This window comes from Streptomyces sp. NPDC104313 (assembly GCF_055583985.1).
The window spans coordinates 344281-362966 of sequence record NZ_JBVJMW010000006.1; the positions used below are offsets into that span (position 1 = coordinate 344281).

Sequence of the window (18686 nt, forward strand, 5' to 3'; positions counted from 1 at the left end):
TGCGGTTCGCTGGGCAGCAGTTGCTTCCGGACGTGTTTGACTTGTCTCCCTGTGGGCATGTCGACAAAACGCTGTAGTGACCTCGCTGGCCGCGATATACGAGGTGTACGCGGGTTACAGGTGGTGCGACGATGGTATTTATGGGGGACAGGGCAACTCTGTTGGAGACAGGGCGGTTTGTGCAGCAGCGCGGCCAAGATGGGGAAAACGCGGTAGACGCGGCTTTCTCCGCTGCCATCGCCGGAGCGGGCGCACCGGTCCAGCGGACCGGCGCCATCGGCGCGAGCGCCACCGCGAGTACGTCCGACGAGGACACCACGGACGCGGTCGACGCCGCGGACAGCGCCGAGAGCGAGGCGCGCCACCGACGCGCCGCCGACGCGGGGGACACCGCCTCCATGAGCGTCCTGGGAGCGCTGCTGCTGCGCCGGGGCGAGCTGGACGGCGCCGAGCGGTATCTGCGCGCCGCCACCGCCGACGGGGACCGGGCCGCCGCGAACAACCTGGGCGTCCTGCTGCACCAGCGCGGCTACCCGGACGAGGCCGCCGGCTGGTGGCGCATCGCCGCCGTGGCAGGTTCCGCCGCCGCCGCGCACGCGCTCGGCCGGCACTTCCGCGAGCGCGGCGACGAGCCAGGCGCGGAGTACTGGCTGTGTCAGTCCGCCGAGCAGGGTCACGCGCTGGGTGCGTACGCGCTGGCCGACCTGCTGGAGCACCGCGGCGACGTCGGCGCCGAGCGCTGGCTGCGCGCCGCCGCCGAACAGGGGCACCGTGAGGCCGCCTATCGGCTGGCCCGCACCCTGGAGCGGAAGGCCGTCGTGGACCCGCACGATGCCTTCGGCCTGGGCCGGGGCACCGCTTCCGGCCGAACCGGAACGGGCCTCGGCCTTCCCGGCGGGCCGCCCGCACCCGCCCATGGCGTACGGGCGACGGGTTCCGCGGGCGCCTGGAGCGTGGCCGACGGTGACAGCCCCGTGGCGGGACCCGCAGCCGGCCGGGTCGGCGAGGCCGAGCAGTGGTACCGCCAGGCCGCCGCCCGGGGCCACCGGCGCGCCGCCCTGCACCTGGGCGCGATCCTGGAGCAGCGCGGCGAGCTCAAGGAGGCCGGACGCTGGTACCTCACCTCCGCCAAGGACGGTGAGCCGCGCGCCGCCTGCGCGCTGGGCTTCCTGCTGCGCGACGCGGGCGACGAGGAGAGCGCCGCCGTGTGGTGGCTGCGCGCCGCCCAGGACGGCGACGGCAACGCCGCCAACGCGCTCGGTGCGCTGCACGCCGCACGCGGTGAGCAGCAGACCGCCGAGCGCTGGTACCGGGCCGCCATGGACGCGGGCGATGTCAACGGGGCGTACAACCTCGGGCTGCTCTGTGCCGCCCAGGACCGCACCCCGCAGGCCGAGCAGTGGTACCGCCGCGCCGCGTACGCCGGGCACCGCGAGGCCGCCAACGCGCTCGCGGTGCTGCTCCTCCAGGCCGGCGACCACACCGGGGCCGAGCCCTGGTTCTCCAAGGCGGCCGAGGCGGGCAGCGTCGACGCGGCCTTCAACCTCGGCATCCTGCACGCCGGACGCGACGAGGACCGTACGGCGCTCGGCTGGTACGAGCGCGCGGCGGCGGCCGGGCACACCGACGCCGCGCTCCAGGTGGGCATGGCACTGCTGCGCGACGGCGAGGGCCGGGAGGCCGAGCGGCACCTGCGCTGCGCCGCGGGCGGCGGCAGCGCCGAGGCCGCGTTCCGGCTGGCCGGGGTGCTGGACGCACGCCAGCCGCCGCCGGGACCGCCCGCGCTGGGCGAGCCGATGCCGGAGAAGACCGAGTGCGAGGAGTGGTACGAGCGGGCGGCCCAGCAGGGCCACCGCCGCGCCCAGGTCCGGGTCGGCATGCTCGCCGCCGCCCGCGGGGACGTGGGGAGCGCCGCCCACTGGTACCGGGAGGCCGCCGAGGCGGGCAGTCGCAACGGGGCCTTCAACCTCGGGCTGCTGTTGGCCCGCGAGGGCAGCGAGCGCGAGGCGGCCCTGTGGTGGAGCCGTGCGGCCGCCGCCGGGCACGGCCGGGCCGCGCTGCGCCTGGCGCTCCTCGCCGCCCGGCGGGGCGAGCTCGCCGAGGGGAAGCGCTGGTGCGCGCGGGCGGTGGAGCTGGGCCCGGCCGAGGTGGCCGAGCGGGCCGCGCGGCTGCGCGAGGCGCTGCACCAGGAGCTGACCGCGTAACCCTGTCGAACCCACAGGCCCACGCGAAGGAATTTGCGCCTCCCGACCCGCTGACGTAATGTTGCATTCACCGACGCGGGGTGGAGCAGCTCGGTAGCTCGCTGGGCTCATAACCCAGAGGTCGCAGGTTCAAATCCTGTCCCCGCTACTGAAAAGACGAAGGCCCGGATCCCATGGGATCCGGGCCTTCGTCATGTCCGCGGACGCGATGGCCAAGGGCCCGCCCGGCGGCGGGCCCGATGCGGTGGGTCAGGAGTGGTGGGTCAGGTGGCGGTGGCGCAGTTCGGGCAGATGCCGCGATACGTCACCTCGACGCCGGAGACCATGAAGCCGTAGCGCTCGTCCGCCGGCAGGTCCGCCAGCGGGTTGCCCGCGGGGTGCACGTCCCTGATGGCGCCGCACCGGGCGCACACCAGGTGGTGGTGCGGCTGGTGCGCGTTCGGGTCGTAGCGCTTGGCCCGGCGGTCGGTGGAGACCTCCAGCACCTCACCGAGGGACACCATCTCGCCCAGGGTGTTGTAGACGGTGGCGCGCGAGATCTCGGGCAGCCGGGAAACGGCCCTCGCGTGGACCTCGTCCGCCGTCAGGTGTACGTGGTCCCCATCGAGGACCTCGGCCACGACACGCCGCTGCGCCGTCATGCGCCAGCCGCGTCCACGAAGTCGTTCCAGCAGGTCGCTCATGGGGCCCAGCCTAACAGTGGAGGGATCGAGTCCCGATCGGGTGTGACTTTGGATGCTCACTTGACTTAGACATTGTCCATTGTAGGATCGACTTCGGCATACGCCAAGGGACAGGCTGTGGGGGACATCGAACCGGCGATCGAGGCCGGCCGATCACCGAAAGCGCAGGACATGACGCAGGAGGCGCACGTGACGCAGGGACCGCTCACTACGGAGGCCGGCGCGCCGGTTGCCGACAACCAGAACAGCGAGACCGCCGGCGTCGGCGGGCCGGTTCTCGTCCAGGACCAGGCGCTGCTGGAGAAGCTCGCCCACTTCAACCGCGAGCGCATCCCGGAGCGGATCGTGCACGCCCGCGGCGCCGGCGCGTACGGCACCTTCACGCTGACCCGTGACGTCTCGCGGTGGACCCGGGCGAGGTTCCTCTCCGAGGTCGGCAAGCAGACCGAGACCTTCCTGCGCTTCTCCACCGTCGCGGGCAGCCTCGGCTCCGCCGACGCCGTGCGTGACCCCCGCGGCTTCGCGCTGAAGTTCTACACCGAAGAGGGCAACTACGACCTCGTCGGTAACAACACCCCGGTGTTCTTCATCAAGGACGCCATCAAGTTCCCCGACTTCATCCACACCCAGAAGCGCGACCCGTACACCGGATCGCAGGAGGCGGACAACGTCTGGGACTTCTGGGGTCTGTCGCCCGAGTCGACGCACCAGGTGACCTGGCTCTTCGGGGACCGCGGCATCCCGGCCACGCTGCGCCACATGAACGGGTACGGCTCGCACACCTTCCAGTGGAACAACGAGGCCGGTGAGGTCTTCTGGGTCAAGTACCACTTCAAGACCGACCAGGGCATCAAGAACCTCACCCAGGACGAGGCCGACAAGCTCGCCGGTGAGGACCCCGACAGCCATCAGCGCGATCTGCGCGAGTCGATCGAGCGCGGTGACTTCCCGTCCTGGACGGTGCAGGTCCAGATCATGCCCGCGGCGGACGCGGCCGGCTACCGCTTCAACCCGTTCGACCTCACCAAGGTGTGGCCGCACGCGGACTACCCGCCGATCGAGATCGGCAGGCTGGAGCTCAACCGCAACCCGGAGAACGTCTTCGCCGAGGTCGAGCAGTCGATCTTCAGCCCCGCGCACTTCGTGCCGGGCATCGGCCCGTCCCCGGACAAGATGCTCCAGGGCCGTCTCTTCGCGTACGGCGACGCCCACCGCTACCGCGTCGGCATCAACGCCGACCACCTGCCGGTGAACCGCCCCCACGCCACCGAGGCGCGGACCAACAGTCGGGACGGCTTCCTCTACGACGGCCGTCACCAGGGTGCCAAGAACTACGAGCCGAACAGCTTCGGCGGCCCGTTCCAGACGGACCGCCCGCTGTGGCAGCCCCTGCCGGTCACCGGTGCCACCGGCAACGCGGAGGCTCCCGGCCACGCCGAGGACAGCGACTTCGTGCAGGCGGGAGAGCTCTACCGGCTCTTCTCCGAGGACGAGAAGGTCCGGCTGATCGAGAACCTCGCCGGGTTCATCGCCAAGGTCTCGCGCGACGGCATCGCCGAGCGCGCGATCAACAACTTCCGCCAGGCGGACGGCGACTTCGGCAAGCGGCTGGAAGCCGCGGTCCAGGCCCTTCGCGGCTGACCGGACGCCTGCCGTCGACGGTGGGCCGGATCCCCTCGCGGGATCCGGCCCACCGGCCGTTTCCCGCGCCCAGAAGGTCAGCCGGCGGCCGCGACCGTACGTCGGACGGGCGCCCAGCAGCGGATGATGTCGCGCACCGACACGATGCCCACCGGGCCGTCGCCGTCCAGCACGATCAGATGCCGGAACCCGCCGTGCGTCATGGCCTCCGCGGCCTCCTGGAGGGTCCAGGTCGGGGCGGCGAACACCACGTCGGTGGTGGTGTGGGCGGATGCGGTCTCCCGGTCGGGATCCAGTCCCGAGCCGATCGCGTCGAGGATGTCGCGCTCGGTGATGATGCCGAGCCCGCAGGTGTCCGGATCGTGGACGACAGCCGCCCCGATGCGGCGGGCCGACATCAGCCGGGCCGCCTGGCGGAGCGTGTGGGTGGGGCCGATGGTGAGGACCACCGTGCTCATGGCGTCACGGACGAGCATGAAACGAGCCACCTCCTCGGTGAGCCGACCCTGTGAGTCGATTCACAAGTTCACAAGTGGGGGGACTCCCAGAATTGCACCCTTGGGGCGGGTCGACAAGGGGTGGCGAAGCGCGCCGGAGGGTGTGCGAAAAGCACACAAAGCGCCCCCGGCGCGTCTCGCGGACCGTACGGTTTCGGACAGGCCCGGACAGGGGCGGTCAGTAGCGCTGGAACTGATGAGCGGTTGCGGCCACCTGCGGCGGAGCCCTTGTACTACCTCCTGACCTGCAAATGAGGGGTGGCGGTTGGTGGGTGTTGGTGAACGCTGGCCACCCTCCGACGGCCCACGGACGGCCCGGCCGTGGGGCGGGGCTTGTCGCTTGTCGCTTGTCTTGTCGCTTGTCGTGGTGCAGGTCAGGCGGGGTCTGGCGACCGCAGGGCGGAGAAGGCTGGTTGCGGGCGACAAGACAAGCGACAAGCTGAGGGGCCGTTCCGATAGCGGCCCCTGCGGCGTTGGGGAGAGGGATAGAGCGAGCGGCAAGCCGCACGACCTTTGGCAGCTCGCTCCGCGAGCGCGCGTCCCCCGCTTGCCGACTGTGCCGCCGTGGCGCGGTGCGGGTCGTTTGATCGTCGGAGCGAAGAGACCACCCGGCGCGGGGGCGTGGTCTCTTCCTGCGATACGTGCGGCCAGTTTCTACCTGAAATGCCTTCCAAGGAGCTACCCGGCGGCGGTGCCGGGAGCTCCCGAACACCCTCCCTGCGTGGCTCCTTGGAAGGCATTTCAGGTTGGTGTGCGCGCTGGGGAGGCGATTGGGAGGCAGCGGGGAGGTGGGGAGTTCTCCCCAACCGCCTCCCCGGCGCGCTTCCCCGGGGCTGACCTGCGTAGATCGGCGTTTGGGGAGGCTGGGGAGGCGGGGGAGGTGCCCCTCCGGACCCCTGGAGAAGCGGGTTTTACGGGGGTGGGTGTGCCTCCCTCCCCATCTCGCGCGGCAACCGGCAGAGTGGTTCCGGTTGCCTCTCCCTTTAACCCATCCTAGAGATTTGGTGTAAGACAGCGTCCGCAGCGTCCGCAAGGAGTCCGGGAGGGTGTCTGACCTGCGGGGACAGTGCGGACGCTAAACAAACTGTTTAGCGTCCGCTAGCGTCCGCAGCGTCCGCAAGCCCCCGACCGCTTAAGAGCATCACCGCAGGTCAAGACAGCTCTTAAGGAGGAGACGTGCGGACGCTGCGGACGCTGACCTCTCCTCCGCCGCACGGTTCTCGCTGGCCGTGAGCATTCCGCTTCCCGCCTCACAAGCAAGAGGAGCACCCCCGGCAGATCGCGGGCGGGTGCTCCTCTTGCTTGTCGACTGACCCCACTTGTAGCACTACAAAACTCTCCCTCTTTTTTCTTAAGTAGGGAAGGTCTGCGTCACTGCGTCACCCCGGCTGGGTGAAAGGGGCTTTGACCTGCGGGGGAGCGGGGTGACGCAGAGGCTGAATCCTGCGTCATCGTGCGTCACCTGCGTCACCTGCGTCACCCCATGACGCGGCCCTGCGTCACCGATGACGCACCCCCGGCCGCCTGCGTCACCCTAGAAGTGCAGGTCAGGGGGTTCGGGTGACGCAGGTGACGCGGTGACGCAGAACTCCGGTCCTCGGACAGGTCCCGGACCGCCGGGCCGCGCCGCGTTACGGTGCCGAGTCGGCCGGCGCGGTGCGCGCGCTCGCGGAGCGAGCTGCCAAAGGGTTACGCGGCTTGCCGCTCGCTCTATCCCTTCCCGCCCAGAGAGCGCCACGAGAAGACGAAGTCCCTGCTAGACCTAGCAGCAGCCCCCGCTAGGTCTAGCAGGGTCGCTAGCACGCAGAAACGCTTCTGAGCTGGGTCCTAGCGTCTAGCAGCAGGGGCTTTTGCGCGGCCCCTCTGCGGTCACGCGCCCCTCCAAGGCTCGCTGCGGCTGCTGCTAGGCGGCCTAGGACTCCAACGCCCGGGGTGCCATGAAGGTGAGCGCTGGGTGCGCGTCTCCCGTATCCAGCTTGTGCTCCCGCTGCCCAGTCTCAGACCACCCTAGGCGTCTGTAGAGGCGGATAGCGGCTTCGTCTTTGGCCAGCACTTCCAGTTCGAGGGAAAGATTCTGGGCCTGCGCGTACTCCTCCGCAGCCCGAATCAGGCGTTCGCCCGCTCGGCGCTGCCGTGCCTCAGGGAGCACGAAGAGCCGTTCAAGCACTCCGGTCCGGCCCCCGTGTGTGCCGCTGACCGCCACATGCCCCACGACCCGCCCGGACAGCTCCGCCACCCAAGCGGCCAACAGCTCAGGCGGTGACAGCCACCTCTCCGGATCGTCTACGCCTTCCACGGGGTAGCCGTCCACTTCATGCACTGCAACTAGGGCAGACGCCGCCTGAGACAGGTCGCCGCTCGTCCGCAGGCGAATGCGCAACTCGTCGTCTGACGTGGTGCCGTTCATGGAAGTGCCTCCGGTTCTGGTTACTGGACGGGAAGGTCGTACTTGAGCCCGGTCACATCCGCCCTGTGGACGTAGCGGGAGACCTCGAACGCCTCCCCCGCTTGGTCGAAGCTGGTGTGTAGCACCTCCAGAACAGGTACGCCAGGGGACAGGTGCAGCACAGCAGCCTCGTGCGGGCTGGGCATCCGGGCAGTGATCTCGTCCCTGATGGTCGTCATGACGTGCCCGAGGTCTTCCAGTCGGCCGTAGATGCCGTTCGGGCCCGATTTCGGCTGCGTCAGAAGCGTTCCCTCTGCCTCGCTCCACTTGAGGTACGTGGAGACGATCTGAACCGGCTCCTCGTCGGCGTAGTAGTGGTTCTCCCGGTGGACAACGCTGGCGGTGTCGGCCGGAACGCCGAGTCGCTCAGCCACATCGACGGGAGGTTCCTCGTTCGCGATCGACACCACGTCGATCCGCGCAGTCTTGCCCTGCTTCTTGGCCTCCAGACGAAACGGCGTCAGCCCGCTCTCCCTGTTCTTGAGGGAGTAACGATCACTGCCGAACCGGAAGAGCCGCTGCGGTTCGCGAACAAAGACGCCGCGGCCGTGCTCCGCCTTGACCAGACCTTGCTCAGACAGGAGGCGGACTGCTTCCCGGGCGGTGTTCCGCGCTGTGCCGTACTGCTCGGCCAACGTCCGTTCCGACGGCAACTTGGCGCCGGCGCGGAGCTCTCCGGACTCGATGGCGGATCTCAGAGCTTGCGCAATGAGCCTGCTGGCGGGGGGCTGGGTCTCGCGGCTACGAGGGGGAGTCATGACCCCAGGATACAACTGGCTCAAGCCAGTAGCTTGACGATCGCTCCGCCGTCATGCTCAACTGGCTCAAGCCAGTAAGTGGCTCAAGCCAGCAGGGAGCGGCTTCCTACCGCCAAGCAAGCAGCCGCTCCCTCAACCCACTAAGGGGTAAGTCCATGATGCCTGGAATCCTTGCGGAGCGTATGACCGCTGACCGCCTGGCGAGCAACATCGATGTGTTCGGGGGACCGGAGCCGATGGACCCGACCGTGCGGGTCGCGGTGCGGGTGCCGGTGCACCTGTCGTTCACGGACCTGCTGGGTCTGCTGACCTTCGAGGGCGCGCTGACCTGGGACGAACTGAACGACGAGTCGGTCATCCGGGAGGCGCTTCAGTACGCGGTGCTCCAGACGGACCTGGACACGATGGAGTCCTACGGCCGCCGGGCCCTGGCCGCCTACCGGGGCACGCCGGAGGCGGAGGACGCGGGCGACGCCAACCTGGTCTCCTTCGCCCGCAGTGTCGCCATCGCGGTCACCCGCACGTTCGGGGTGTCGGCATGACGGCCACCCTGGACGCCCTGTACGCGCACGTCACGCCCCCGGCGGGCCCGGTGTTCTGCCTGGCGGAGATGGACCGCAGGCGGGAGGGGCACGACCTCCCCACCGTCCCCGTGGGCGGGATCGAGCTGGACGTGAACGAGGCGGCTGCCGCCCTGTTCGAGGTCATGGCCGACGGGTTCGCCTGCCCGGTCCCCTCCACGGACGCCCTGTACGCCACGCTGCGGACCGCTGTCGCGGCGCTCGGCCCGGTCGGGATCGCGGAAGCCTCCGAAGTCTTCGCGGGTCTGCCCGAGGACGAGTTCCCCGAGGTCGCCACGTGCCGCCGCTTCGCCTACCGCCTCGCCCTGTCCTTCTGGTACACGGGGGCCCGCTCCCGCACCATGAGCATCGGGGAAGCGGGCGTCGCCCTGTACCTGTCGCCGCTGCACCGCTACCGCCAGGCCGAGTTCTACAAGCTCCCGTACCGGGCCCTGCTGGTCTCCCGATCCCTCCACGAGGGCATGACCGCCGTGCCGACGGAGACCCTGATCCGGCTCGGAGTGCTCATGTCCGCCGAGTTGAGCGGCCCGGCCGCCGACCGGCAACGCGACGCGGAGTGGCTCTACAAGCAGGCACTGCCGGACTACCACCGCCGCCGCTTCTGCTTCGACATCCTGCGGGCCTACGATCCGAAGACGCAGCCCCTGCCGCTGATCGTCCGCCCCGACACCGGCGGGCACACCATCGGGCTGACCCCGCCGGCGGGCCCGGACGGGATGCGCCTGCGCTCGATGCGGGCGGAGTGGTAGACGTGCGCAACGGACACCCGCTCAACGCCTCGCGCCGCCGTACGCGCAAGCGCCAGCTCGCCCTCCGCGACGGACAGCGGTGTGCCTACTGCGCGCTGCCGTTCGTCTCGCTGAGGGAGGCGACCCTCGATCACGTCGTACCGGTATCGCTGCTGCGGACGTGGTCGGCCGGTGCGCTCGTGCTCGCCTGCCGACCGTGCAACCAAGCCAAGGCGGACCGGCTCCCGCTGTCGATGGCGCTGCTGATCGTCTGGACGTACGGGCCCGACCTGCGTGACGAGGCACGTCACACTCCGCGTCACGGCGGCCTGGCAGGTGCGGAGGGAACCCCGACGGGAACCATTTCACGGGGTGTCGCCCGGTGTGACCTGCCCGGGAGCGAAATCGATCGGGCACCCGACCCGACACCTGTTCACCCGGCTGAGGTGGTGTTCACGGTCGAACGGCCGATGTTCACCGACACCGACGAGTCGAGTCGACCGGCCCCGATCCGGCTCGGTCCGGGGGAGGTGAACTGGCTGCTCCTGGCCCGACTCGTTCACCCCTGTACGGCCGGTGAACGGTCGACCCCTGATCAGACGAAACACCGTAAACAGGATCGTCGTGCGGTGCGGGTCGGCCGACTCGAACATGCCCGGCGGACCGCCCGACTGAACACCTGTGAACGGACGGCCGATCGAGGGGTGAGCGCATGAACACCGACATCCAGCACGTGAACGGTCACCCCCGACCGATCGGCCCCACCAACCCGACCGATCGACCGCCCGTGAACACCGATCGGCCCGGCATGAACACCGGTCGGCCGACCGTGAACACCCGGCGGTCGGGCGGGAAGTCGGGTGACGATGGAGGCAAGAAGCCGTCGGCCGCGACCCGCCTTGTCGCCCTGGCGCGGGAGCGGTACACGTTCGTCATGTCGACCGACGCCCGCCCCTACGCGGTCGCCATCAACGGCCCGAACCTCGCACTCCCTCTCCGGGGCAAGACCGGCGTACGGCAGCGGCTGGCCCGCCTGTACGCGGACACGTTCGACGGGGATGTTGCCTCGCAGTCGGCGCTTGCGGACGCGATGACGGTCCTGGAAGGGATCGCGGAGGACAACGACCCCGTACCCGTGCACCTGCGGGTCGGCTCCACCCCGGACGGGCGGATCGTGGTCGACCTGGGTACCGCTGACGGCCGCGCGGTCGTCGTGTCCGCCGGCCGCTGGGAAGTGGTGGACCGGGCCCCGGTTCTCTTCCGCCGCTCCGGAGCCATGGCACCGATGCCCGTGCCCGTCCGCACCCCGGACGGCCTGGCCCGGTTCCATTCCATGCTGAACATGGACGAGAGCGCGTTCCGTCAGATGACGGCGTGGATGGCGGCGGCCTGGCTGCCCGACATCCCCCACCCGATCCTCACCTGCAAGGGCGAGCAGGGCACGGGGAAGTCCATGACGGCTCAGATGGCCATCAACCTCATCGACCCGTCCCCGGCCGCCAGGCGCAGCCAGCCGCGCGACGAGAAGGCATGGTCCCGGCAGGCGTTCACCTCGTGGGCGCTGTGCCTGGACAACATCAGCACGATCCCCCGGTGGCTGTCGGACACCCTGTGCAAGGCCGTCACCGGTGACGGTGTTGTCGACCGTGCGTTGTTCACCGATGACGACGTGGTGGTTCTTTCCTTCCGCCGCGTGCTGGCCATGACGACCATCGACGCCGGAGCGTTGGCGGGGGACCTGGCCGAACGGGTCCTGATGGTGGAGCTGCAACTGATCGACGGCAACCGGCGCCGCTCGGAGGAGGAACTGGACGCGGCGTTCGCGGAGGCCCGCCCCGCGGTTCTCGGTGGGCTGCTGGATCTGCTGGCCGGAGTGCTGGAAGTGCTGCCGTCGGTGCGGCTGGACTCCATGCCGCGTATGGCGGACTTCGCCCGCGTCCTGGCCGCCGTCGACCAGGTCACCGGCTGGCAGACCCTCCCCGACTACCTGGCCGCATCCTCGAACGTCGCCAGCGACGCGTTGGAAGGCGACCTGTTCGGGTCCGCCGTGGCCGCGCTGGTGACACAGGCCGGGGCCTGGACCGGGACCGCCGCTCAGCTCCTCGAACAAGTCCAACCGCCATACGGGGCCCGGCCGTTTGACTGGCCGAAGGACGCGACGCGGGCCTCTGGAAGGGTCAAGCGGCTGGCCCCGCTCCTGCGGTCCGTCGGGATCACCGTGGACGACACGCAGCGTAGTCGGGACCGGACCCGTCACAAGCTCATCGTCCTCACCCGGACCGACCCGGACGACACACCAGCGTCCGCACCCTCCGAGCCTGACCAAGGCTCTCTCTGGCCGGAGAAGCCACCGCCGGAGCCCGAGGAATGCCCGCCTGACCTGTACTGACGCGACCGGAAACCCTTCCGGGCCGGGCCCCGCCACGGAGGCCCGGACGCGCCAACGCTGCGGACGCTAGAACCGTCCAGCGTCCGCAGCGTCCGCACTAGCGTCCGCACCCCTCACCCCAACTGACCTGCACAAACAGACGGGTGCGGACGCTGGATCGCTGCGGACGCTGTTTTGCACCATCTCTCTAGGACGGCACCCCGGTACACCCTCCGCACACCGCACCCCGGACACGAGGAGTCACCACCACCATGCCCACCGACCCCCGCGCCACCCTCCGCGCCGGACTTCCCGACCGCTACCTCACCCCCGAAGACCTGGCCGCACTGCTGTCCGTCCCGATCGAGACTGTCTACCACTGGCGCAAGCGCCGCAGCGGACCGCCCGGCTTCCGCATCGGCCGGCACATCCGCTACGACCCCGCAGCCGTCCGCGACTGGATCGCCGAACAAGCCGCCCGCGACGCAGCCTGACACCTGCGTGACCCCTGACACCGTCAGGAATGCGTGACACCCAAACCCCTAGGCGGGAGCAGGTGTCACGCACCCTGACACCACTGCCTGACACCCCCTGACACCACTGCCTGACACATAGAGGTAGAGCCCCCTCCCTCTACCCCAGGCCCCGTGAACGCCGTGGACCGGCCGCCGTTGGACCCCTTCACCGGGGCCCGGCGGTAGCGGGGCCCCTTTACCCCGGTAGAGGGCCAGGTAAGGGCCTCCCACCTGCCAGGTAAGGGTGGTAAAGGGGGTCCGCAGCCCCCCGCCCGAAACTCCGCCGAGCCGGGGGAGGCACACCCCCACCGGGAGGGGAGGCACCCCCGGAACCCACCGGAAACCACCCTCAGCAGCCACCACGGGCCCCCTGCCTCAGCCTCCCCGCCGCACCGCACCGCACACGCCAGGGAGGCGCACCCCACCGGGTCAGGGAGGCAGGGAGAACTCCCTACCCGCCTCCCTGACCCAACCTCCCCAGCCTGACCTGCAACAACAGCCACTCAGGGAGGCAGGGAGGCACCCCACGAACACCCCGGAAACCCCCGGAAAACACGGTTCTCGACACCCCCTGTCTCCCTCCCTGAACCACCACCACACCGAGAGGAGTCAGCCCCCATGGCTGGCCACATCCAAGACCGCTGGTACAAGACCGAACCCGGCCCCACCGGCAAGCCCGTCAGGATCAAGACCGACCGCCACGGCTCGGGCCTCCGCTACCGCGCCCGCTACATCAGCCCCGACGGAACGGAGAAGTCGAAGTCCTTCCCGGACGGCCAGAAGCGCCGCGCTGAGACCTGGCTCTCTCAGGTCGAGGCGGACATGACGCGCGGCCAGTACATCGACCCGCGCGCCGGTCGCCTCACGGTTCGGCAGCATGCTGAGCGCTGGTTGGCGTCCCTGACACAGGACCCCGGGACGTTCGTCAGCACCGAGCTGCGCATCCGCTTGCACGTCGTGCCGCATCTGGGTAGCCGGTCCCTGGACTCGCTCAGGCCCATCCACATCCGGGAATGGCTGAGGAAGCTTGAAGACGGGGGAGTGGCCCTGTCCTACCAGCGGGTCATCTTCGCCAACCTCAACGCGATGCTGGGGGCGGCCGTGGACGACCGGCTGATCCCTGAGAACCCGTGTCGCTCGTCCTCGGTCAAGACTCCCAAGCCCGAACCGCGCCGGATCACCCCGTGGTCCCGGCAGCGCGTATTGGCGGTGCGCTCAGAGCTGCCCGCCAGGTACCGGGCCGTAGTGGACTTGGCCGGCGGGTGCGGCATGAGGCAAGGCGAAGTGCTCGGTCTCTCCGTGGACGACGTGGACGTACCCGAAGGCGTGGTTCACATCGTCCGGCAGGTCAAGCTCATCAACGGACGGCAGGTGTTCGCGCTCCCCAAGGGAGGCAAGACACGCACGGTCCCGTTGCCTGAAGTTGTCGCTCGTGCTCTTGAGTCGCACCTCGCGGAGTTCGCGCCCAAGCCCGTGACATTGCCGTGGCGGTCAGTCGACGGCCCGCCCACCACGGCCAACCTGTACTTCCGCAACGCTGAAGGGCGCGCCGTGATCCGCACCACCTTCAACACCAAGGCGTGGCAGCCCGCCCTCGACGCTTCCGACGTACCGCGCGGCCGAGAGAACGGGATGCACGCCCTGCGGCACTTCTACGCGTCCGTCCTGCTGGACGCGGGGGAGAGCATCAAGGCCCTGTCCGAGTACCTAGGGCACCACGACCCGGGGTTCACCCTGCGGACGTACACCCACCTCATGCCGAGCAGCGAGAAGCGCACGCGAGAGGCGGTGAACCTGGCCTTCGGGGACGGCCCGAAGCCCGATCACGGCCCCACGACGGCCCAGAGCGACTGAGGAAGGGGGGAAAGTGCAGGTCAGGGAGGAAGCCCCGTCAGTAGCGCTGGTTCAGATAGCCCAGCAGCTCGTCGTGGAGCGGTCCGTTGGAGGCCGCCGCGTTTCCGCCGCCCGGACCGTCCACCCCGTCCAGCGAGGTGAACCGGCCGCCCGCCTCCTGCACGATGATCGCGGTCGCCGCCATGTCCCACAGCGACAGCTCCGGCTCCGCGCAGATGTCCACAGAACCCTCGGCGACCATCATGTACGGCCAGAAATCCCCGTACCCCCGTGTTCGCCAGCAGGCCCGGGTGAGGTCCAGGAGTCCGTCGAGGCGGCCCTGCTCCTCCCAGCCGGACAGCGAGGAGAACGCGAACGAGGCGTCGGGGATCCGCCCCACCTTCGACACGTGCATCCGGGTCGCGGAGGTGAGGCTGCGGCCGGTGAACGCGCCCGCGCCCTTCGCCGCCCACCAACGCCTGTTCAGCGCGGGCGCGGAGACCACGCCCATCACCGGCTGGAAGCCTCCCGCACTCCCGGCGACGCCCTCGCGGGAGGTCCCGGCCTCCATCAGCGAGATCAACGTGGCCCACACCGGAACGCCGCGCACATAGTTCTTGGTGCCGTCGATCGGGTCGATCACCCAGCGGCGCGGTCCGCTGCCCTCGAGCCCGTACTCCTCGCCCAGGATCGCGTCTCTCGGGCGGGCCCGATGCAGGTGGCCCCGGATCAGCTCCTCGGCGGCCTTGTCGGCCTCGCTCACCGGCGTCATGTCCGGCTTGGTCTCCACCTTCAGGTCGAGAGCCTTGAACCGGTCCATCGTCACCGCGTCGGCGGCGTCCGCCAGTACGTGGGCCAGGCGCAGATCATCGTGGTAGTCGGGCATGCCATCACAGTATCCAGCGCCGCCGGGCGCGGGCTACAGCGCCCCCGCGGCCTGCCGGGACCCTTGACACTCCCCGAAAGCGGGTCAACTCTGAACCGCAGGATCCCGGGGTGGGGGAGGCGACGATGCCGACAGCGCGGCAGGCACTGCTGGACGCCGCCCTCAGGGCACTGGACGACGGGCCCTGGCGGACGGTGCACATGATCGACGTCGCGGCCCTGGCCTGCGTCTCGCGGCAGACCCTCTACAACGAGTTCGGCACCAAGGGCGGACTGGCCGGGGCCCTGCTGCGACAGGCCGCCGACGGCTATCTCGCCGGGGTGGACCGCGCCCTGACCGCCCCCGCGCCCGACCGTCCGGCCGCCGTCGCGCTCTGGACCGTGCGGGCCGCCCGCCGGGACGCGCTGGTCAAGGCGCTGCTCACGGGGCACTGGACGGAGGGGCTGCCCCGCCCGGACCGCGGACCGGGCTCCCGGGGGCGTACGGGCGGGAGGCCGCCACCGAACCCCGAGGAGCTGCTCGCCCTGGTACGTGACCGGATGGCGACCGCGTCGCCGGGGGTTGACGCCGGGCGCTGCGAGATCGCGTTACGCCTAGCGCTGTCCTGTGCGGTCGTTCCGGTGCCGGGCGACGACGCCGCGGACAGCCGCGCGCTCGGCCTCGTCCGGGAGGCGGTGCGGCCGACGGTTCAGGAGGTGGCGGGTCTCAGTGGGTCGAGCCGGACAGCTGGAGGCCGATCACCCCGATGACCACCAGCGAGATCGACACCAGCTTCAGCGTGGAGACCATGTCACCGAGGAAGATCATGCCGTAGATCGCCGTCCCGGCCGCGCCGATCCCGGTCCACACCGCGTACGCCGGACCGACGTCGAGCTTCTTCAGCGCCAGGGTCAGCAGACCGAAGCTGCCCAGCGCGAACGCGGCGAACGCGATGGTCGGCCAGAGCCGGGTGAATCCGTGGGAGAGCTTCAGACACACGGCGAAGCCGGTCTCCAGCAGTCCTGCGACCACGACCAGCAGCCAGGGCATCGTCAGTTGCCTCCCACATAGGTGACGGCTTCGTCCCGCTCGGTGCGATTATGCCTTTACCAGTCGTTGAAGGCCGCAAACATGCCCGGGTCGCCGCTGCCGATTCCGGCCGGGTGCGCGCTCAGTCGCCCTCGCGCCGTTCCCGGGTCGCGAGGAGCCGGCGCAGGGAGTCCAGGCGTGCCGGGTCGGCGTGCCCCTCCGCCACCCAGGCGTCCAGCGCGCACTCGGGCTGGTTCTCGTCGTGGGTGCAGCCGCGCGGGCAGTTCTCGGTGCCCGGCTGAAGGTCCGGGAAGGCGTTGATGACCCGCGACGGGTCGACGTGGTGCAGCCCGAAGGACCGCACGCCCGGGGTGTCGACCACCCAGCCCCGGTCGCCGGGCAGCGGCAGCGCGAGGGCCGAGGTGGTGGTGTGCCGCCCCCGGCCGGTGACCGCGTTGACGATGCCTGTGGTCCGCCGCCTGTCCTTCGGCACCAGTGCGTTGACCAGCGTCGTCTTGCCGACCCCGGAGTGCCCGACGAAGGCGGTGACGCGGTCGTTGAGGAACTCGCGTACCTGGTCCGCGGCGTCGCCGCTCTCCAGCTCCTCACGGCTGGTCACGATGTACGGGACGCCGAGCGGGGTGTACGCCTCCAGCAGCTTGTCCGCGGACGCGAGGTCGGACTTGGTCAGCACCAGGAGCGGGGTGAGCCCGCCGTCGTACGCCGCCACCAGACAGCGGTCGATCATGCGCGGGCGGGGTTCCGGGTCGGCCAGCGCGGTGACGATCGCCAACTGGTCGGCGTTGGCGACGACCACGCGCTCGTACGGATCGTCGTCGTCGGCCGTGCGGCGCAGCACCGTGCGGCGCGGGGCGATGCGCACGATCCGGGCCAGGGTGTCCTTCTCGCCGGAGAGGTCGCCGACGATGGAGACGGTGTCGCCCACCACGGCGGCCTTGCGGCCCAGCTCGCGGGCCTTCATCGCCACCACGGTCCGGCCCTCGACGAGGCAGGTGAGCCGGCCCCGGTCCACGGTGAGGACCATGCCGTCCTCGGCGTCCTCGTGCTTGGGCCGGATGTGCGTACGCGGCCGGTTGCCCTTGCGGTTGGGGCGGACGCGGATGTCGTCCTCGTCGGGGTTCTTCCCGTAGCGGCGCATGTCCTAGGCCCCGAGCATTCCGGTCCACATGTCCGGGAAGTCCGGCAGGGTCTTGGCGGTCGTGCCCACGTTCTCGATCTCCACGCCCTTCACCGCCAGGCCGATGATCGCCCCGGCGGTGGCCATGCGGTGGTCGTCGTACGTGTGGAAGACGCCGCCGTGCAGCGGGCGCGGGCGGATGTGCAGCCCGTCGGCCGTCTCGGTGACGTCGCCGCCGAGCGCGTTGATCTCCTTGGTCAGCGCGGCCAGCCGGTCCGTCTCGTGCAGCCGCAGATGGGCGACGCCGCTCAGTGTGGAGGGGGAGTCGGCCAGCGCCGCGACCGCCGCGATGCCCGGGGTCAGCTCGCCGACCTCGCCGAGATTCACGTCGATGCCGTGGATACGGCCCGTGCCGGTGAAGGTCAGCCCGCGCTCGGTCAGCTCGCAACCGCCGCCCATCGCGGTGAAGATCTCGCGCAGCGCGTCACCCGGCTGGGTGGTGCGCTCGGGCCAGTCGGGGATCGTGACCCGGCCGCCGGTCACCAGGGCGGCGGCCAGGAACGGCTGGGCGTTGGACAGGTCCGGCTCGATCGTCAGGTCCCGGCCGAGCAGTGCGGAGGGGGAGACCCGCCAGACGTTTCGCTCGCCGCCCGTCTCCGGTTCGTCCACCTGGGCGCCGACGGCCCGCAGCATGTCGACGGTCATCCGGATGTGCGGCATCGAGGGCAGCGTGGATCCGGTGTGCCGGACCTCCACGCCCTGGTTGAAGCGTGGTCCCGACAGCAGCAGCGCCGAGACGAACTGCGAGGAGGACGAGGCGTCGATCGCCACCGGGCCGCCCTCCAGCGCCCCGCCGCCGTGCACGGTCAGCGGCAGCGCCCCGCGCCCGTCGTCGTCGATCCGTGCGCCGAGCGCCCGTAGCGCGTCGATCACGCCGGTCAGCGGGCGCTCGTAGGAGCGGGGGTCGCCGTCGAAGCGGATCGGGCCGTCGGCGAGTGTGGCGACGGGCGGCAGGAAGCGCATGACCGTACCGGCGTTGCCGACATCGACCGCGGCCGGGCCGTGGAACCCCGCCGGGATGACCCGCCAGGCCTCGCCCGAGCTGTCCGGGGAGGCCGCGGCGGACGGGCTGGTGGCGGACGAGGAGGAGACGGTCTCCTCGATCCCGACGCCCATGGCGCGCAGCGCGTCGGCCATGAGCAGGGTGTCGCGGGAGCGCAGCGGGCGGCGCAGCCAGCCCGGCTCGGCGGCCAGCGAGGCCAGCACGAGCGCGCGGTTGGTGACCGATTTGGATCCGGGCACGGTGACGGTCGCGTCGACGGCTCCGCTCGCATGGGGGGCGGGCCAGAGGGCGGGGTGCACGGAACTCTCGGTCATGGCCATCACTTTAGTGGCTCCGC

At 70.4% G+C, this 18686-nt stretch carries 17 protein-coding genes and 1 tRNA gene; 10 read left to right on the plus strand and 8 right to left on the minus strand.

The window, feature by feature from the left end; genetic code table 11:
• The first annotated feature begins 131 nt into the window (after positions 1-131).
• On the plus strand, positions 132-2204 hold the full coding sequence (locus tag ACZ60Q_RS17220) for a tetratricopeptide repeat protein (RefSeq protein ID WP_469634663.1): 2073 nt from the start codon (positions 132-134) through the stop codon (positions 2202-2204).
• 74 nt (positions 2205-2278) lie between these two features.
• A tRNA-Met gene (locus tag ACZ60Q_RS17225) sits at positions 2279-2352 on the plus strand.
• Between the two features lie 115 nt (positions 2353-2467).
• On the opposite strand, the gene ACZ60Q_RS17230 is transcribed toward ACZ60Q_RS17225, so the two are convergent.
• Entirely contained in the window at positions 2468-2887 is a 420-nt protein-coding gene (locus tag ACZ60Q_RS17230) for a Fur family transcriptional regulator (protein ID WP_469634666.1), read from the minus strand.
• Between the two features lie 171 nt (positions 2888-3058).
• On the opposite strand from ACZ60Q_RS17230, the gene ACZ60Q_RS17235 reads away from it, so the two are divergent.
• The gene (locus ACZ60Q_RS17235) at positions 3059-4528 is read left to right on the plus strand and encodes a catalase (RefSeq protein ID WP_469634993.1); all 1470 of its coding nucleotides are present in this window, start codon (positions 3059-3061) and stop codon (positions 4526-4528) included.
• Positions 4529-4605: 77 nt separating this feature from the next.
• Here ACZ60Q_RS17235 and ACZ60Q_RS17240 read toward each other — a convergent pair whose 3' ends face one another.
• From ACZ60Q_RS17240 to ACZ60Q_RS17250, 3 genes are all read right to left on the minus strand, one after another.
• Positions 4606-5004, minus strand: coding sequence for a CBS domain-containing protein (locus ACZ60Q_RS17240; protein ID WP_469634669.1), 399 nt, complete (start codon positions 5002-5004; stop codon positions 4606-4608).
• A gap of 1933 nt (positions 5005-6937) precedes the next feature.
• Complete coding sequence (locus ACZ60Q_RS17245; RefSeq protein WP_469634673.1) at positions 6938-7432, minus strand: GNAT family N-acetyltransferase; 495 nt, start codon at positions 7430-7432, stop codon at positions 6938-6940.
• A gap of 20 nt (positions 7433-7452) precedes the next feature.
• Positions 7453-8229, minus strand: coding sequence for a GntR family transcriptional regulator (locus tag ACZ60Q_RS17250; protein WP_097867531.1), 777 nt, complete (start codon positions 8227-8229; stop codon positions 7453-7455).
• A 182-nt stretch (positions 8230-8411) separates the two neighbouring features.
• Between ACZ60Q_RS17250 and ACZ60Q_RS17255 the strand changes: the two genes are divergently transcribed.
• The 6 genes from ACZ60Q_RS17255 to ACZ60Q_RS17280 all read left to right on the plus strand — a co-directional run bounded on the left by ACZ60Q_RS17255 (position 8412) and on the right by ACZ60Q_RS17280 (position 14275).
• Positions 8412-8771: a hypothetical protein gene (locus tag ACZ60Q_RS17255; protein WP_469634676.1), complete on the plus strand. Its 360-nt coding sequence runs from the start codon at positions 8412-8414 to the stop codon at positions 8769-8771.
• Positions 8768-9559 carry a hypothetical protein gene (locus ACZ60Q_RS17260; RefSeq protein WP_469634679.1) on the plus strand — a complete coding sequence of 264 codons (792 nt, stop codon included), beginning with the start codon at positions 8768-8770 and terminating at the stop codon, positions 9557-9559. The genes ACZ60Q_RS17255 and ACZ60Q_RS17260 overlap by 4 nt, the downstream gene beginning before the upstream one ends.
• Before the next feature lie 2 nt (positions 9560-9561).
• Positions 9562-10254 carry an HNH endonuclease gene (locus tag ACZ60Q_RS17265; RefSeq protein ID WP_469634682.1) on the plus strand — a complete coding sequence of 231 codons (693 nt, stop codon included), beginning with the start codon at positions 9562-9564 and terminating at the stop codon, positions 10252-10254.
• The gene (locus ACZ60Q_RS17270; protein ID WP_469634685.1) at positions 10251-11927 is read left to right on the plus strand and encodes an ATP-binding protein; all 1677 of its coding nucleotides are present in this window, start codon (positions 10251-10253) and stop codon (positions 11925-11927) included. Before ACZ60Q_RS17265 ends, ACZ60Q_RS17270 begins: the two co-directional genes overlap by 4 nt.
• A 251-nt stretch (positions 11928-12178) precedes the next feature.
• Positions 12179-12400 carry a helix-turn-helix transcriptional regulator gene (locus ACZ60Q_RS17275; RefSeq protein WP_469634688.1) on the plus strand — a complete coding sequence of 74 codons (222 nt, stop codon included), beginning with the start codon at positions 12179-12181 and terminating at the stop codon, positions 12398-12400.
• A 639-nt stretch (positions 12401-13039) separates the two neighbouring features.
• On the plus strand, positions 13040-14275 hold the full coding sequence (locus tag ACZ60Q_RS17280; protein WP_469634691.1) for a tyrosine-type recombinase/integrase: 1236 nt from the start codon (positions 13040-13042) through the stop codon (positions 14273-14275).
• A gap of 37 nt (positions 14276-14312) precedes the next feature.
• On the opposite strand, the gene hisN is transcribed toward ACZ60Q_RS17280, so the two are convergent.
• Positions 14313-15140, minus strand: a complete 828-nt coding sequence (gene hisN / locus ACZ60Q_RS17285; protein ID WP_469634694.1) for a histidinol-phosphatase — start codon at positions 15138-15140, stop codon at positions 14313-14315.
• Positions 15141-15265: 125 nt separating this feature from the next.
• On the opposite strand from hisN, the gene ACZ60Q_RS17290 reads away from it, so the two are divergent.
• Positions 15266-15889: a TetR family transcriptional regulator gene (locus tag ACZ60Q_RS17290; RefSeq protein ID WP_469634697.1), complete on the plus strand. Its 624-nt coding sequence runs from the start codon at positions 15266-15268 to the stop codon at positions 15887-15889.
• On the opposite strand, the gene ACZ60Q_RS17295 is transcribed toward ACZ60Q_RS17290, so the two are convergent.
• The 3 genes from ACZ60Q_RS17295 to aroA all read right to left on the minus strand — a co-directional run bounded on the left by ACZ60Q_RS17295 (position 15846) and on the right by aroA (position 18663).
• Positions 15846-16169, minus strand: coding sequence for a DMT family transporter (locus ACZ60Q_RS17295; protein ID WP_469634700.1), 324 nt, complete (start codon positions 16167-16169; stop codon positions 15846-15848). The two genes, ACZ60Q_RS17290 and ACZ60Q_RS17295, sit on opposite strands and share 44 nt — an antisense overlap.
• Before the next feature lie 121 nt (positions 16170-16290).
• Positions 16291-17307: a ribosome small subunit-dependent GTPase A gene (rsgA, locus tag ACZ60Q_RS17300; protein ID WP_469634703.1), complete on the minus strand. Its 1017-nt coding sequence runs from the start codon at positions 17305-17307 to the stop codon at positions 16291-16293.
• A gap of 3 nt (positions 17308-17310) precedes the next feature.
• On the minus strand, positions 17311-18663 hold the full coding sequence (aroA, locus tag ACZ60Q_RS17305) for a 3-phosphoshikimate 1-carboxyvinyltransferase (RefSeq protein WP_469634706.1): 1353 nt from the start codon (positions 18661-18663) through the stop codon (positions 17311-17313).
• Between the last annotated feature and the right edge of the window lie 23 nt (positions 18664-18686).

What these genes read in the sequence shown, in the direction of transcription:
- ACZ60Q_RS17220 (WP_469634663.1), top strand. Translation starts at nt 132, where the DNA reads ATGGTATTTATGGGGGACAGGGCAACTCTGTTGGAGACAGGGCGGTTT.
- ACZ60Q_RS17230 (WP_469634666.1), bottom strand. Translation starts at nt 2,887, where the DNA reads ATGAGCGACCTGCTGGAACGACTTCGTGGACGCGGCTGGCGCATGACG.
- ACZ60Q_RS17235 (WP_469634993.1), top strand. Translation starts at nt 3,059, where the DNA reads ATGACGCAGGAGGCGCACGTGACGCAGGGACCGCTCACTACGGAGGCC.
- ACZ60Q_RS17240 (WP_469634669.1), bottom strand. Translation starts at nt 5,004, where the DNA reads ATGCTCGTCCGTGACGCCATGAGCACGGTGGTCCTCACCATCGGCCCC.
- ACZ60Q_RS17245 (WP_469634673.1), bottom strand. Translation starts at nt 7,432, where the DNA reads ATGAACGGCACCACGTCAGACGACGAGTTGCGCATTCGCCTGCGGACG.
- ACZ60Q_RS17250 (WP_097867531.1), bottom strand. Translation starts at nt 8,229, where the DNA reads ATGACTCCCCCTCGTAGCCGCGAGACCCAGCCCCCCGCCAGCAGGCTC.
- ACZ60Q_RS17255 (WP_469634676.1), top strand. Translation starts at nt 8,412, where the DNA reads ATGACCGCTGACCGCCTGGCGAGCAACATCGATGTGTTCGGGGGACCG.
- ACZ60Q_RS17260 (WP_469634679.1), top strand. Translation starts at nt 8,768, where the DNA reads ATGACGGCCACCCTGGACGCCCTGTACGCGCACGTCACGCCCCCGGCG.
- ACZ60Q_RS17270 (WP_469634685.1), top strand. Translation starts at nt 10,251, where the DNA reads ATGAACACCGACATCCAGCACGTGAACGGTCACCCCCGACCGATCGGC.
- ACZ60Q_RS17275 (WP_469634688.1), top strand. Translation starts at nt 12,179, where the DNA reads ATGCCCACCGACCCCCGCGCCACCCTCCGCGCCGGACTTCCCGACCGC.
- ACZ60Q_RS17280 (WP_469634691.1), top strand. Translation starts at nt 13,040, where the DNA reads ATGGCTGGCCACATCCAAGACCGCTGGTACAAGACCGAACCCGGCCCC.
- hisN (WP_469634694.1), bottom strand. Translation starts at nt 15,140, where the DNA reads ATGCCCGACTACCACGATGATCTGCGCCTGGCCCACGTACTGGCGGAC.
- ACZ60Q_RS17290 (WP_469634697.1), top strand. Translation starts at nt 15,266, where the DNA reads ATGCCGACAGCGCGGCAGGCACTGCTGGACGCCGCCCTCAGGGCACTG.
- ACZ60Q_RS17295 (WP_469634700.1), bottom strand. Translation starts at nt 16,169, where the DNA reads ATGCCCTGGCTGCTGGTCGTGGTCGCAGGACTGCTGGAGACCGGCTTC.
- rsgA (WP_469634703.1), bottom strand. Translation starts at nt 17,307, where the DNA reads ATGCGCCGCTACGGGAAGAACCCCGACGAGGACGACATCCGCGTCCGC.
- aroA (WP_469634706.1), bottom strand. Translation starts at nt 18,663, where the DNA reads ATGACCGAGAGTTCCGTGCACCCCGCCCTCTGGCCCGCCCCCCATGCG.